At 39.3% G+C, this 12,682-nt stretch carries 12 protein-coding genes; 8 read left to right on the top strand and 4 right to left on the bottom strand.

What is annotated here, in order from left to right:
- Positions 1-7 precede the first annotated feature (7 nt).
- From hslR to pckA, 3 genes are all read left to right on the top strand, one after another.
- Complete coding sequence (gene hslR, locus GWI58_RS13190; RefSeq protein WP_004246651.1) at positions 8-421, top strand: ribosome-associated heat shock protein Hsp15; 414 nt, start codon at positions 8-10, stop codon at positions 419-421.
- Positions 422-448: 27 nt separating this feature from the next.
- The gene (gene hslO / locus GWI58_RS13185; protein WP_004246652.1) at positions 449-1,333 is read left to right on the top strand and encodes an Hsp33 family molecular chaperone HslO; all 885 of its coding nucleotides are present in this window, start codon (positions 449-451) and stop codon (positions 1,331-1,333) included.
- 204 nt (positions 1,334-1,537) lie between these two features.
- Entirely contained in the window at positions 1,538-3,157 is a 1,620-nt protein-coding gene (gene pckA, locus GWI58_RS13180) for a phosphoenolpyruvate carboxykinase (ATP) (RefSeq protein WP_004246655.1), read from the top strand.
- Between the two features lie 115 nt (positions 3,158-3,272).
- On the opposite strand, the gene GWI58_RS13175 is transcribed toward pckA, so the two are convergent.
- Positions 3,273-3,974 carry a pirin family protein gene (locus GWI58_RS13175; protein ID WP_004246656.1) on the bottom strand — a complete coding sequence of 234 codons (702 nt, stop codon included), beginning with the start codon at positions 3,972-3,974 and terminating at the stop codon, positions 3,273-3,275.
- A gap of 917 nt (positions 3,975-4,891) precedes the next feature.
- Between GWI58_RS13175 and GWI58_RS13165 the strand changes: the two genes are divergently transcribed.
- Positions 4,892-5,113, top strand: coding sequence for a hypothetical protein (locus GWI58_RS13165; RefSeq protein WP_161769268.1), 222 nt, complete (start codon positions 4,892-4,894; stop codon positions 5,111-5,113).
- A gap of 11 nt (positions 5,114-5,124) precedes the next feature.
- Here GWI58_RS13165 and GWI58_RS13160 read toward each other — a convergent pair whose 3' ends face one another.
- Positions 5,125-6,330, bottom strand: coding sequence for an NAD(P)/FAD-dependent oxidoreductase (locus GWI58_RS13160; RefSeq protein WP_161769267.1), 1,206 nt, complete (start codon positions 6,328-6,330; stop codon positions 5,125-5,127).
- A gap of 308 nt (positions 6,331-6,638) precedes the next feature.
- Here GWI58_RS13160 and pitA point away from each other — a divergent pair, with 308 nt between their 5' ends.
- A complete protein-coding gene (gene pitA / locus GWI58_RS13155; protein ID WP_004246659.1) occupies positions 6,639-8,138 on the top strand; it encodes an inorganic phosphate transporter PitA in 1,500 nt (499 codons plus the stop codon).
- A 71-nt stretch (positions 8,139-8,209) separates the two neighbouring features.
- On the opposite strand, the gene uspB is transcribed toward pitA, so the two are convergent.
- A complete protein-coding gene (gene uspB, locus GWI58_RS13150) occupies positions 8,210-8,542 on the bottom strand; it encodes a universal stress protein UspB (protein ID WP_004246660.1) in 333 nt (110 codons plus the stop codon).
- 413 nt (positions 8,543-8,955) lie between these two features.
- On the opposite strand from uspB, the gene uspA reads away from it, so the two are divergent.
- The 3 genes from uspA to GWI58_RS13135 all read left to right on the top strand — a co-directional run bounded on the left by uspA (position 8,956) and on the right by GWI58_RS13135 (position 11,862).
- Positions 8,956-9,390, top strand: coding sequence for a universal stress protein UspA (gene uspA, locus GWI58_RS13145; RefSeq protein WP_004246661.1), 435 nt, complete (start codon positions 8,956-8,958; stop codon positions 9,388-9,390).
- A 253-nt stretch (positions 9,391-9,643) separates the two neighbouring features.
- Positions 9,644-10,984, top strand: coding sequence for an NADP-specific glutamate dehydrogenase (gene gdhA, locus GWI58_RS13140; protein WP_004246662.1), 1,341 nt, complete (start codon positions 9,644-9,646; stop codon positions 10,982-10,984).
- 128 nt (positions 10,985-11,112) lie between these two features.
- The gene (locus GWI58_RS13135; RefSeq protein ID WP_161769266.1) at positions 11,113-11,862 is read left to right on the top strand and encodes an SDR family oxidoreductase; all 750 of its coding nucleotides are present in this window, start codon (positions 11,113-11,115) and stop codon (positions 11,860-11,862) included.
- Between the two features lie 70 nt (positions 11,863-11,932).
- Here GWI58_RS13135 and rsmJ read toward each other — a convergent pair whose 3' ends face one another.
- Complete coding sequence (rsmJ, locus tag GWI58_RS13130; RefSeq protein WP_110229610.1) at positions 11,933-12,679, bottom strand: 16S rRNA (guanine(1516)-N(2))-methyltransferase RsmJ; 747 nt, start codon at positions 12,677-12,679, stop codon at positions 11,933-11,935.
- Positions 12,680-12,682 lie beyond the last annotated feature (3 nt).

The following is a 12,682-nucleotide window of genomic DNA, read 5'->3' as shown; positions in this document are numbered from 1 at the left end:
GAAAGGGATGAGTCAACCATCGCAAGAAAGCGCTGTCCGTTTAGATAAATGGCTTTGGGCTGCACGTTTTTATAAAACGCGTGCCATTGCTCGCACTATGATTGAAGGGGGGAAAGTCCATTACAATGGTGTGCGAGGCAAGCCAAGTAAAAATGTTGAAGTTGGGGCTGAAATACGCTTACGACAAGGTAATGATGAACGGACAGTTACAGTCTTAATGGTGAGTGCACAGCGCCTAGGGGCGGCTCAAGCACAATTGCTCTATTGTGAAACACCAGAGAGTATTGCCAAGAGAGAAAAAATCGCTCTAGCAAGAAAAATGAATGCGTTAACGATGCCTCATCCCGAACGTCGACCTGATAAAAAGGAAAGACGCACCTTACTTCGCTTGAAACAGACAAATTTACCAGGATCGGATTAAACCGCTCCCCAGCAATGAGAGAAGATTATGTCTAAAAAAGACGCTTTATCACGCTTTTTATTTGAAAAAAGCGCGGTACGTGGTGAATTAGTTACCGTAACGGAAACCTATCAATCAATACTTGAAAATCATCATTATCCTGAGCCAGTTCAACACCTGTTAGGTGATTTATTGGTCGCGACAAGTTTGTTAACAGCTACGCTGAAATTTGATGGTGATATTACCGTTCAATTACAAGGTGATGGCCCAGTACGATTAGTGGTTATTAACGGCAATAATGAACAACAGATGCGCGGTGTTGCACGTTTTAGTGATGATGTTAAAGCCGGTAGCAGCTTAAAAGAGATGATGGGCAATGGCTTTATGGTTATTACCATCACACCTAAAAAAGGTGAGCGTTACCAAGGTATTGTAGCGTTGGATGGTGAAACGATAGAAGCTTGTATTGATAACTACTTTAATCAATCAGAGCAGTTACCTACCCGTGTCTTTATCCGCACAGGTCTGCAAGATGGAAAAGCGGCGGGGGCAGGTATGTTATTACAAGCCTTACCTGCGAGTGCAGAACATAGTGCTGATGAGACAGCAGAACACTTTGAGCTATTAACACAACTTACGCACACCATTAAAGCTCAAGAGCTGTTTACACTTGATACTAAAGAGATTTTACATCGCTTATATCATGAAGAAGATGTGACATTATATGATCCACAACCGATAGCGTTCCATTGCACGTGCTCTCGTAAACGTTGTGAAGATACATTAGTAACATTATCTAAAGAAGATGTAGCTCATCTGTTACAAGAACAGGGTAAAATTGATATGGAGTGTGAATATTGCGGTGCTCATTATATCTTCACTGAAGAAGATATTAATAATATCAATAAATTATCTAGCTCTAATTTGCACTGATTCGATTTAGCAACGTAAATCACCCTAAAGGACGCTATTTTGCGTCCTTTTTTATTCAACAATTTTTCTGTAGATTTGTGCATTAGTTCTCGTTATTAACATAAAAAAAATATAAATTTTCAAAATATTGATAACAATCGCTGTTAATTAGTTGTAACACCTTAATAATGCTCATAGAAAAGCCTATTTATCAGGAGCAAAACTATGAACGTTAAAGGTCTTACCCCTAAGGATCTCGAGCAGTACGGTATTCATGACATTAGTGAAGTCATTTATAACCCTAGCTATGACTTATTATTTGAAGAAGAAACTAAGCCAGGATTAACAGGTTATGAGAAAGGCACATTAACCTCGTTAGGCGCTATTGCTGTTGATACGGGGATTTTTACTGGACGTTCTCCGAAAGATAAATACATTGTTCGTGATGATGTTACTCGTGATACTGTGTGGTGGGCTGATCAGGGTAAAGGTAAAAATGATAATAAACCACTCTCACCGCAAGTATGGGCTGATTTAAAATCATTAGTTACTGAGCAGCTATCAGGCAAACGTTTGTTTGTCGTTGATGCCTTTTGTGGTGCTAATGCAGATACGCGATTAAAAGTGCGTTTTATCACCGAAGTGGCTTGGCAGGCGCATTTTGTTAAGAATATGTTTATTCGCCCTACGCAAGAAGAGTTAGAAAATTTTACACCTGACTTTATTGTGATGAACGGTGCTAAATGTACCAATCCAAATTGGAAAGCGCAGGGATTAAACTCTGAAAATTTCGTTGCTTTCAACTTAACTGAACGCATTCAGTTAATTGGTGGTACTTGGTATGGCGGAGAGATGAAAAAAGGTATGTTCTCTATGATGAACTACTTCTTGCCATTAAAAGGTATTGCTTCTATGCACTGTTCGGCAAACGTTGGCGAAAGTGGTGATGTAGCCATTTTCTTTGGTTTGTCAGGGACAGGTAAAACGACATTATCAACAGATCCTAAGCGTAAACTGATTGGTGATGATGAACATGGCTGGGATGATGATGGTGTATTCAACTTTGAAGGAGGTTGTTACGCTAAAACTATCCATCTATCAAAAGAAGCTGAGCCAGATATTTACGGTGCCATTAAACGTGATGCTTTATTAGAAAATGTCGTGGTATTAGCAGATGGTAGTGTTGATTTTGATGACGGCTCAAAAACAGAAAATACCCGTGTATCTTATCCAATCTATCATATTGATAATATTGTCAAACCGGTATCGAAAGCGGGTCATGCTAAAAAAGTTATTTTCTTAACTGCCGATGCCTTTGGGGTGCTACCTCCGGTTGCTCGTTTAACCCCCGAGCAAACACAATATCACTTCTTATCAGGCTTTACTGCGAAACTTGCTGGAACAGAGCGTGGTGTGACAGAGCCAACACCGACATTCTCTGCGTGTTTTGGGGCAGCATTTTTATCACTCCATCCAACACAATATGCTCAAGTGTTAGTAAAACGTATGCAGGCTTGTGGAGCACAAGCTTACTTAGTGAATACGGGCTGGAATGGTACGGGCAAACGCATTTCAATTAAAGATACTCGAGCGATAATTGATGCCATTTTAAATGGTGATATTGATAAAGCGGAGACTCAAACTCTGCCTGTATTTAATTTGGCGATCCCAACAGCGCTTCCTGGCGTTAATAGCGAAATTTTAGATCCTCGAGACACCTATGCGGATAAAGCACAATGGGATGTTAAAGCGGACGATCTTGCTGATCGCTTTGTGAAAAACTTTGATAAATATACTGATACGCCAGTAGGGCAAGCGTTAACAAAAGTGGGCCCTAAACGCTAGTTACTGGTTTTATTGATAAAAAATTCCCTGAGATGAAAGACATCTCAGGGAGTTAACAAGAAAACAAAGTGAAATAAATTGTTTGAGAAAAAGTGGCTTTAGGTTGGTAGCCCAACTATGCTGTTACAGGAGGTAAGTCAAACAGCAAGACTTCACTGTCTTCATCACCAACGAAATAGATAATATCTTCATTCGCGATGGCGATGCCATCACTGGTGGTCGCAATAATGTCATTAATTGCTATCTTTCCTTTAACGACTTGCAACCAAACATTTCTTCCTGCTTCTGGCTGATATTGTGCCTCTTCTCCTTTTTTTAGGTTCCAACGCCACAGCGTCATATCTTGGAACACTTTTAACGAGCCATCACGTGCATCTGGTGACAAAATAAGCTGTTTACTCTCTGTGGTATTAAAACGACGTTGATCGTAACGTGGTGTAATACCGGTGGTATCAGGCATGATCCAAATTTGATAAAAATGCAGGCCTTTATCACTATTTGGGTTGTACTCGGAATGAGTGATACCTGTACCTGCGCTCATTATTTGAAATTCACCGGCGGGTACATTTTCTTTATTACCCATACTATCTTTATGCTCAATATTACCTTCAAGCACATAGGTTAAAATTTCCATATCTTTATGAGGATGGGTACCAAAACCCTCACCGGGCATCACTCTATCTTCATTAATGACGCGTAAGGCGGAAAACCCCATAAAGTTAGCATCGTAATAGCTTGCGAAAGAGAAGGTATGCCAGCTATCTAGCCAACCATGATTAGCGTGGCCTCTTTCATTTGCTTTGCGTAAATAAATCATAATGTGTTTCCTTCTCTGAAGTTGTTGAACACAGTTTACGCAATTATGCTAAGTAAAAAAGCGGAGGAATTTAATCTGAGGATCCAAATAATTTGAATAAGGGAGCATTGAGTTGATACTGTGCATATATAAAGTATGAAACTACTATTACTTAGGTATTAATTGAAACTTCTTTCAGGAGGGGGCTTCTTATCTTTTCTTTTAACTAGCTCTGAAGTAAAAATAATCGCTAAATAAGTTTAGATTATTACTTTCTGAAAATGTAAGTGATTAGTTTTTTTATTTTTATTTTTATAAATACATATGTTATTTTGTTTGCTAGATATAGACTACCAAATGAATGGTATGCGCTAAATATATAGATAAAAGATATCATCCCACCACTAAATACAATTTTATATTTTAGTGGTAAGTTTTGATTATTAAGAAAAATAAATGAAATCAATGCAATAAATAAAATAACTTGAATGTTACATTTTACATTAAACTTTATATTTTTATGTTTGTTATTTTTAATTAGCTTATCTCTATCATTTTTATTTAGCATATTTGCCTTCTTAATTTTATTGTTTTTAGATTTATTGATGAATAAGTACTAATGTTGTATAAGAAGAAATATTATAATAATAATATGATAAAATGTATACACATTCATTTTTATACTAAAAATTAGGTAATTAGCCGAAATTAGTTTTTCGTTATTAGAAAAATCAAGAATAAAAGATATAAAAATATGGCCTCTTTCTTTACCAGTTTCACTGGTTTCTAAAATTTTTTAATATCATATCTATTCATAGATAATGAGCATAAGGTTATTGAAAAATATATATTTATTATATGGATGTTGATATTTTGTCCATTCTAACAAAAAGAAAAAGCCAGCACCAGGCTGGCTAAAGTAAAACACTGGAAGCAATGTGAGCAATGTCGTTCTTTCATATGACCCTGAAGGTGGTGCATCTGAAAGTGATTTAATGATAATAGTTCTCACTATCATTTGTAAAGTGTTTTTTTTAATCAAAACAGAAAAAAATAATGCCAATTTCGTTAACTCACTGATTAACGAGTTATTTTATTTTGTTTTTAAAAAAATCGTTATAACCAATAAGTTAGCCTATACTTTGTGTGGTTATTTATAAAAATAACGTGCCTACTTAGTCATGTGTCGAGAGATCAATGCTTGGGCACAGGCATAAGCAGAGCTCCATGCCCATTGGAAGTTATATCCTCCTAACCAACCTGTGACATCAACCACTTCACCAATAAAATAGAGACCTGTTATCTTTGTCGCTTCCATCGTTTTAGAGGAGAGATTACGGGTATCAACACCACCTAGGGTGACTTCTGCAGTGCGATAACCTTCTGTACCATTAGGTAAAACAAGCCATGCTTGTAGCAACGTCGTTATTTGTGTAATACGTTCATTGCTAAGTTGAGCCAGTGAGGTATCAGGTAGTTGATTATTTTCAATCATTATCTCTATAAAACGCTTCGGTAGTAGGCGAGAAAGTGTATTTTTTAATAATTGATTCGGCTGTGCTTGTCGTTTTTCTTGTAAATAGCTTTCCAAGTCAGTGTCAGGAAGTAAGTTAATGCTCACATTCTCTCCCGGATGCCAATAACTAGAGATTTGTAAAATAGCAGGACCGGAAAGCCCACGATGAGTAAAAAGAATATTCTCTTTAAATTGGGTGCCATTTTCAGCGGTGACAATAGCAGGGATCGCCACACCAGAGAGCGGGCTGAGTTGTTCAAGTTGTGGCTTGTGTAATGTAAAAGGGACTAAGCCTGCACGAGTGGGCAATACATTAAGGCCAAATTGTTGCGCAATTTTATAGCCAAAAGGGGTGGCACCTAAACCGGGCATTGAAAGTCCTCCGCTGGCAATCACTACAGAGGAGGCGGTTATTGTTTTCTCTCCTACCAAAAGAGTAAAGCCTTCGGCGGTTTTCTCTATTTGAGTCACCTCACTACGTAAGCGAATACTTACTTTTCCTTCATGACATTCTGCGAGTAATAAATCAACAATTTGCTGGGCAGAATCATCACAAAATAATTGCCCTAACGTCTTTTCGTGGTAAGCAATATGGTGCTTTTGTACTAACTCGATAAAATCCCATTGTGTATAGCGAGCAAGTGCTGACTTACAAAAATGAGGATTATCGGATAAGTAAGCTGATGGCTCGATATACATATTGGTAAAATTGCAACGTCCACCACCAGACATTAAAATTTTTCTGCCGGCTTTTTTGCCATTATCTAAAACTAAAACAGATAATCCCGCTTGTCCTGCTAAAGAGGCACAAAAAAGTCCAGCGGCCCCCGCACCTATAATAACTGTATCGAATGATCCCACAATGATGTCTCGTTCTTGGTTGTCTCTGACTACTTAATCAGTGATCTTCGTGTAAAATCAGAGTATTTTGTAAAATTATATGGAGAAATCTGTATTTTTCACCTAAATTCGTATTTGCAAGCAAAAAATTTATCAGAAATTTACTTTTTTTTTATGTTTATTAATTAAATGATATATAAGGAATTATCTTAAAAACCCGTCATTTTCCTTGGTTATCAAATCAAAAAAAGGTTAAATTTCGCTTCCACCGTTCGCATTTGTCGCTGATAATGCGCCGCGTTCATGTCCAACTAACTGGCTTAACGTCTATGCTACATTTGTTTACTGACCTGGAATTTCATACAGGTTTAATGTTGGTTTTAGCACTGATTTTCGTGCTATTTTATGAAGCCATTAATGGCTTTCATGATACCGCAAATGCGGTAGCAACTGTTATTTATACTCGTGCTATGCGTGCGCAATTTGCGGTCGTGATGGCGGGTGTATTTAACTTCCTTGGAGTTTTGCTCGGTGGATTGAGCGTGGCTTACGCTATTGTTCACTTATTACCGACAGATCTTCTGCTAAATGTGAGCTCGGCTCATGGCCTTGCCATGGTTTTTTCGTTGCTGTTAGCTGCCATTATCTGGAACTTAGGTACATGGTATTTCGGTATTCCAGCATCCAGTTCACATACGCTGATAGGTGCTATCATTGGTATTGGTTTAACAAATGCTATCGTGACAGACTCGTCAATCGTTGATGCATTAAACATACCTAAAATGATCAGTATCTTCCTTTCTCTTATCCTTTCCCCAATTATTGGCTTGGTGATTGCTGGCGCAATGATTTTCTTGTTACGTCGCTATTGGAGTGGCACGAAAAAACGTCGTCGTATCCACCTAACCCCTGCCGAACGTGAGAAAAAAGATGGTAAACGCAAACCACCATTTTGGACTCGTACCGCGCTGATTTTATCTGCGGTAGGGGTGAGTTTCTCACATGGTGCGAATGATGGTCAGAAAGGTATTGGTCTTATCATGTTAGTTTTAATTGGTGTCGCCCCAGCAGGGTTTGTCGTCAATATGAATGCTAGCGGATACGATATCACTAAAACTCATGATGCCGTTGTACACTTACAACAGTATTATGAGAAGCATCAACCAGCTCTACAACATGCGATTGAAAATACCCCGGTAGTATCAGCACAAGCTGATCCTAACGACACGGATTTTCATTGTAATAGCGCAAGAACGCCAATTGTTCTCAATCAAACAGAACAAATGTTGTCTGGTATTAGCTCTTATGATGAGCTGAGTGCAGACCAGCGTGCTCAAATGCGTCGCTTACTGATGTGTATTGCTGATACAGCTACGGAAGTTGCTAAACTACCAGAAACTAGCGCCCAAGATGCACGGTTCTTAAAAACATTGAGTCGTGACCTGCTAAATACAGTGGAATATGCACCAATTTGGATCATTATCTCTGTGGCTTTAGCGCTCTCTATCGGGACAATGGTAGGTTGGAAACGCGTTGCGGTAACTATCGGTGAGAAGATTGGTAAAAAAGGTATGACTTATGCACAAGGTGTTTCTGCTCAGGTGACTGCGGCAGTTTCTATCGGTGTAGCAAGTTATACAGGTATGCCAGTATCAACAACACAAGTGTTATCATCTGCGGTTGCAGGTACGATGATTGTTGATGGTGGTGGGGTGCAGACCAAAACCGTGAAAAATATTGCGTTGGCCTGGATCTTAACATTACCAGTGAGTATTGCTTTATCCGGTGTGCTTTATTGGATTTCACTTTCACTGCTGGTGAATAGCTGATAATAATAAGCATCCTAATAGTATTGAGAAACGGTGACTAACTCGTCACCGTTTTTTTATCCCTATAAAACCTACCAAATAATCATGGCGATCAAGCTTGCTACAGCAAGAATACAAAAGCGACTTACTAGGTAGAATTGTCGATAAATCCGTTCACAACGCATAATCACTTCAGGATCATGGTGGTTAGTATATTGGCGTTGATTTATATATCGAATAAGTCTTAACTGTTTTGAAAATTGACCATGCATAGTGAAAAATCCATTCCCATCGACAGATTGGTAAAGTAATGGATCAGATTGGCGCAATATGGTGAGTAATACCCGAATTGATGAGAAATAACGCATCATATTAATCAGGCAAAGAATACACAACGCCCAAAAGATAACAATGACACTAAACATAATCCCCTCCCTAGAATAGCTGATTCTGAGATGAGAAAACCTTTTGCATTTACATGGAAAGGTTAATTTTTCTCTTATTTAAGTCTAGGTGATATTAAGCAAGAAATAAAAGCGAGTTGTTCAAGTTGTTCGCTTTTTCAAAAAAATGATTAAAAAATAACTCTAATAGGGTGTTTTTATTGTGCTTTGTGCATTATTCACATTAATATGTGGATATTGTCGAAGAACGACTCCTCACTTATTTAAAATGGTGTATATTGTTGTTACCGATAGATGCTTTCTTTGATGGTATTTGCACTAAGTTGTGATCAAGGCAACATCTAACTTTCATCATAAAACGTTATATTTAATGTAAAGGATATAGGCGTAATAGCCTTTCCGACCGATTAATCAGCTTATGGAAGGAGTTTACGATGGCTTATAAGCATATTCTAGTTGCAGTTGATTTATCCCCTGAGAGCAACGTCTTGGTGCAGAAAGCTGTATCTATGGCAAAACCCTATAATGCCAAAGTTTCCTTAATTCACGTTGATGTTAACTACTCTGATCTGTATACCGGTTTAATTGATGTTAACCTTGGTGATATGCAACAACGCATCACTGATGAAACACGTAATGCACTAAAAGATCTCTCTGATAACTCAGGTTATGAGATCCAAGAAACACTCAGTGGTAGCGGGGATTTAGGCCAAGTTCTTGTTGATGCGATTAAAAAATACGATATGGACTTAGTGGTTTGTGGTCATCACCAAGATTTCTGGAGCAAATTGATGTCATCAGCACGTCAACTAATTAATACCGTTCATGTTGATATGTTAATTGTTCCTCTGAAAGATGATGAAGAGTAATCAACTGATTATTTAAGCAAAAAAAATGCCTGCTTATGCAGGTATTTTTTTGTCCAAAAATCCTGATTTTATTAGCCTTTAGTGAGGTCAAGCTTTTTTTTTTGTCTAATTGTAAAAAAAATGTCTTGAAGTAGGAATACATTTTAATGATATATTCAATAGGCAAAACAATATCAACCTCACATAAATCCCAAAAATATTCCGAATAAATGAGGTTATGCCAACATCACATTACATAAAAAGGAATAGCTGAATGAATAGATCTGGCTCATTATCTTCGTTTTTAGAAGAGGTAGAAAAATATAACGCTCATCAACCTGAATACCATCAGGCGGTACGTGAAGTTTTTACCACTCTGTGGCCTTTTTTAGAGAAAAATCCACAATATCGTGAACAATCATTACTTGAGCGCTTAGTTGAGCCTGAACGTATTATTCAGTTTCGCGTCTGTTGGTTAGATGATAAAGGACAAGTTCAAGTTAATCGCGCATGGCGAGTACAATTTAACTCTGCTATTGGTCCCTACAAAGGTGGAATGCGTTTTCATCCATCGGTAAACCTCTCTATTTTAAAATTTTTAGGTTTTGAACAGACCTTTAAAAATGCACTGACAACACTGCCGATGGGAGGCGCTAAAGGGGGATCTGATTTTAATCCCAAGGGGAGAAGCCACGCAGAGGTGATGCGTTTTTGTCAGGCGTTAATGACTGAGCTCTATCGTCATTTAGGGGCTGATACTGATGTCCCCGCGGGAGATATTGGTGTGGGAGCAAGGGAAGTTGGCTTTATGGCCGGAATGATGAAAAAGCTCTCGAATAGCAATGAATGTGTCTTTACGGGTAAAGGTTTATCATTTGGTGGCAGTTTGATCCGTCCAGAAGCCACAGGGTACGGTTTAGTCTATTTTACTAACGCAATGCTTAAACGTCACGGTATGTCCCTTGAGGGAATGCGTGTAGCCGTTTCTGGTGCTGGCAATGTGGCACAATTTACCATTGAAAAATGCCTTGAGCTGGGGGCGAAAGTGGTCACCGCTTCAGATTCTGGCGGAACCGTGGTGGACGAAGCTGGATTTACAACCGAAAAACTGGCTCGCTTAACTGAAATTAAAAATAATTATGGTCGTATTGAAGAGTACGCCAAAGAGTTTGGTTTAACTTATCTTGAAGGGCAACAGCCTTGGGCTGTCGCTGTTGATATTGCACTACCTTGTGCTACACAAAATGAATTAGATTTAGACGCCGCAAAAGTGTTAATTAAAAACGGTGTTAAAGCTGTTGCCGAAGGCGCAAATATGCCAACGACCATTGCGGCAACCGATGCTTTTATTGAGGCGGGAGTCTTGTTTGCACCGGGTAAAGCCGCTAACGCTGGAGGGGTAGCAACTTCGGGGTTAGAAATGGCGCAAAATGCAGCACGCTTGAGTTGGAAAGCTGAGAAAGTTGATGCTCGCTTACATCATATTATGCTGGATATTCATCACGCTTGTGTAAACTATGGCGGTGAGGGTAAACAAACTAATTATATTCAAGGGGCTAATATTGCGGGTTTTGTTAAAGTTGCTGATGCAATGTTAGCGCAAGGCGTGCTGTAATTTTTTAAGTTAGTGCGAGCGCATAGCGCTCGCTCTGACCGTTTCAATCATTTTCTCTTCCCCCTTAGGCCTAATTTTCATCTGCTATGCTTAAAAGAGTGACTATTTATTTTTAAGCTGGAGGTTATATGGCTACGCAAATTTATTTTACTCTCTCGAATAAAGTGGCTGTTATTACTGGTGGTGCGGCTGGAATTGGCTTATCTATCGCACAGATGTTTATCGAAAAAGGGGCTAAAGTCGCTTTATTGGATAGATCAGAGCAGGTTGAGCAAGTGGCGCATCGTTTAAATAGTGCGGTGGGGATCTGGTGTGATGTTTCAAGTGAAGAGTCCGTAAAACAAGCGGTACATTCAGTCATTGAAGAGTTCGATCGCATTGATATTCTTGTTAATTGTGCAGGTATTGTCGCTTTAGCTCCCGCCGAATCGTTATCTCTTGAAGATTGGAATAAAACCTTATCAGTTAATTTAACGGGGACTTTTTTACTGTGTCAGCAAGTGGGGCAGCATATGCTACAACGCGGGCAAGGTAAGATAATTAATCTCGCCTCTCAAGCAGGTATTATCGCTTTACCAGAACATATTGCCTATTGTGCAAGTAAAGCCGCTATTATCAATATGACAAAGGTGATGGCGCTAGAGTGGGGACCCAAAGGCCTACAAATCAATGCGATATCCCCTACTATTGTGATGACCGATTTAGGTAAAAAGGCTTGGGAAGGTGAAAAAGGTGAACAGATGAAAGCGCAAATACCTGCAAGGCGATTTGCTGAGCCAGAAGAGATTGCTGCCGCGGCTGTATTTTTAGCAAGCGCTGCAGCGGATATGATCAATGGCCATAATCTGGTGATTGATGGTGGATATACTATTCAATAGATAGCAATATTATAATTAAAAAGTTACGGAAAAAGAGGGGGAGACACGCCCCTCTATGGGTTATCTATGGCTAGATACAAGGATAGATATCAAAACGGTGATTTTTGGTGGTGACACTTGCATGTGCGGGTTGATTATTTAACGGCTCAGCATAATCAGGACGCTTAATAACCACTCGTTTTTTAGCCAGTGCCATGGCTGGTGCTAATAATGCATCAGCATCTTCATCCGCACCGACAAGAGATTGGAATACCCGCATCTCTTTTTTCACTAATGCGCTTTTGGTTTTATGGGGATACATAGGATCAAGATAGACCACATCGGGTGCAGGGCTGATTTGCGTGAGAGCCTGTGCAGATGAAGCATAAATGAGCTTCATACGCTGTTGCATCCACTCACCAATATCCGCATCGAGATAAGCGCGTTTCAAGCCATCTTCAAGTAATGCAGCTACCACAGGGTGACGTTCAACCATTCTTACGTTACAACCAATAGAGGCTAATACAAAGGCATCACGGCCTAATCCTGCTGTTGCATCAACCACATCGGGTAGATAATCCTTTTTAATACCTACTGCTTTGGCTACCGCTTCACCACGACCACCGCCAAATTTACGACGATGAGCCATAGTACCCGCGACAAAATCCACGTAGATCCCACCAAGTTTAGGCTCATCTTGTTTACGCAATTCAAGGTGAGTGGGCGTTAAGACTAACGCCATAGTTTGTGTGGCGTCGTGAATTAATCCCCAACGTTGCGCTAAAGCAGATAAGGCGCTGTTATCAGCGCCTTCTTCACAAAGTAAACAGATATTCACATA

Origin of the sequence: Proteus sp. G2674, assembly GCF_009915195.1 — a bacterium.
GTDB lineage: Bacteria > Pseudomonadota > Gammaproteobacteria > Enterobacterales > Enterobacteriaceae > Proteus > Proteus mirabilis.
Note: the sequence above shows the minus strand (reverse complement) of the source record. Positions and strands in the feature narration are given on the sequence as shown.